The organism is Polaromonas sp. P1_E1_2 (assembly GCF_056406035.1).
On sequence record NZ_JBFUAZ010000703.1, the window covers coordinates 1 to 2007 of the forward strand.

The 2007-nt window shown below is 65.8% G+C and carries 2 protein-coding genes; both read right to left on the reverse strand.

Annotation, left to right across the window (positions count from 1 at the left end):
• Nucleotides 1–19: 19 nt before the first annotated feature.
• Nucleotides 20–1099, reverse strand: coding sequence for a FecCD family ABC transporter permease (locus AC1D1P_RS21915; protein WP_477674427.1), 1080 nt, complete (start codon nucleotides 1097–1099; stop codon nucleotides 20–22).
• A complete protein-coding gene (locus tag AC1D1P_RS21920) occupies nucleotides 1096–1965 on the reverse strand; it encodes an ABC transporter substrate-binding protein (protein ID WP_477669205.1) in 870 nt (289 codons plus the stop codon). The genes AC1D1P_RS21915 and AC1D1P_RS21920 overlap by 4 nt, the downstream gene beginning before the upstream one ends.
• Between the last annotated feature and the right edge of the window lie 42 nt (nucleotides 1966–2007).

Genomic DNA, 2007 nt, shown 5'->3' on the forward strand with positions numbered 1-2007 from the left:
ATTGAATTCATAGCATTTCTCATGCTGCACGCCCTCCGCCCAGGCTGCTGCTGCGGTGCATCAGCCACAACAAATAGCCGCCGCCCAGCACCGCGGTGAGCATGCCCACGGGCAGCTCCTGCGGCGCGATCAGCCAGCGTGCCAACGTGTCGGCCGCCATCAGCAGCACGCCGCCCATCAGGCTGGAGAGCAGCATCRGGTGCGCATGGGTAGTCTTCACCACCGAGCGCACCAGGTGCGGTGCGGCCAGGCCTACAAAAGCGATCAACCCGGTTTGAGCCACCGCGGTACCCGTAGCCAGCGCCAGTACCGCCACCAGCGCCGCGCGCATAGGCGCCACCGGCAGGCCCAGGCTGATCGCCGTAGCGTCACCCAAACTCAAACCATCAAGCACGCGCGCCAACAGCCACGCCGCCAGCACACACACGCCCCAGACACTGGCCATGAGCACGCACGAGGTCCAACCGACAAAGGCGGTCGAGCCCAGCATGAAGGCCTGCATGGCCTGCAACGATTCGGGCGAGAACAGCAGCACCAGGTGCGTCATGGCACCCAGCACCACGCCCACCACCACACCGGCCAGCAGCAGGCGCAGCGTGTGGCCCACACCGCGCGACAGCACCAGCGTGAGCATCACCGCGAACACCGCGCCCAGAAACGCCGCACCGGTCAGCCCCAGACGCACCCACAAGCTGCTGGAGAACACGCTGACGGCCATGCCGCCACTCATCATGCTGCCGCCCAACATGCCGGCGCCCCCACCCAAAGCGGCCAATGCCAGCGCCACGCCCAGCGAAGCACCCGAGGCGCTGCCCAGCAAATACGGATCCGCCAGCGGGTTGCGAAACAGGCCCTGGGCTACGGCACCGGCCAGGCCCAGCAAGGCGCCGGCGGCCCAGGCACCCAAGGTGCGCGGCAGGCGGATCTGCCAGATGATTTGCTGTGCCATGGCGGTTTGCTGCGGGTCCTGTGCGGGGTTGAGCAGCGGACGAATGAGGTTCTCCAGCCCCGCGCTGCCCACACAGATGCCCAACGCCACCAAAGCCAATGCCCCCAGCACACCGGCCCAGACCAGCCAGAAAACGCGAGCTTGCATCATGGTTTGGCTCCCGGGGCGGGCGCATTTTTCAGCAGACATTGGGCCATCAGGCGCGCACCTTCAGCCATGCGCGGACCGGGGCGTACCAGCATGTCAGCCTCGTCGGGTGGAAAGATGCAGACCCGCTGCTCGCGCAGTGCGCGGATGCTTTGCCAGCCGGGCCTGGCTGTCAAACCGCCGGCGCTGCGCTGGCCGATCATGATCAGGTCAGGGTTGGCGCGAACGATGTATTCGGGGTTGAGCTTGGGGAACGGCCCGAGCTTGGCCGGCACGATGTTTTTGGCACCCAGGCGCGTGAGCGTTTCACCAATAAAGGACGACTCGCCCGCCGCATACGGGCCCTGGTTGACCTCAAAGTAGACCTTCACATTGCGCACGCTGACCGGCAGCGACTGGGCCGCCGCGGAGACACCGACGTCAATCGCACGCCAGATGCGCGCGGCATCGGGCACATCGAGCAACTGGCCCAGCTTGAGCATCACACGCTGCACATCGGCATGGCGCTTGGGCTCCAGGGCCACTACCTTGATGCCCAACGCCTGTAGCCTTTCGCCCGCGCGCGACGAGGTGGCCATCAGCACCACATCGGGCTTGAGTGCCACGATCATCTCGATATTCGGGTCCAGCCCGCCACCGACCTGAGGCAGCTTTTGCACGCTGGCCGGGAAGTTGGAATAGCGGTCTACCCCCACCAGACGCTGGCATTGGCCCAGCTCGCACACGGTCTCCGTCAGCGAAGGTAGCAGGCTGACAATACGCTGCGGCGCGGCGGGCAAGGTGACGGTGACCCCTCGGTCATCGGTGACCTGCAAGGCACGAGCGACACCCGCCAGACCAAAGGTAAAGGCAAACGCAAAAACGAGCATTACCAAGACGCGGGGCGGCAGAGCGTTTTGCGCAGGTAAAGG

Excerpts from the sequence above, each read along its gene's own strand:
- AC1D1P_RS21920 (WP_477669205.1), bottom strand. The coding sequence starts at position 1,965 with ATGCTCGTTTTTGCGTTTGCCTTTACCTTTGGTCTGGCGGGTGTCGCT.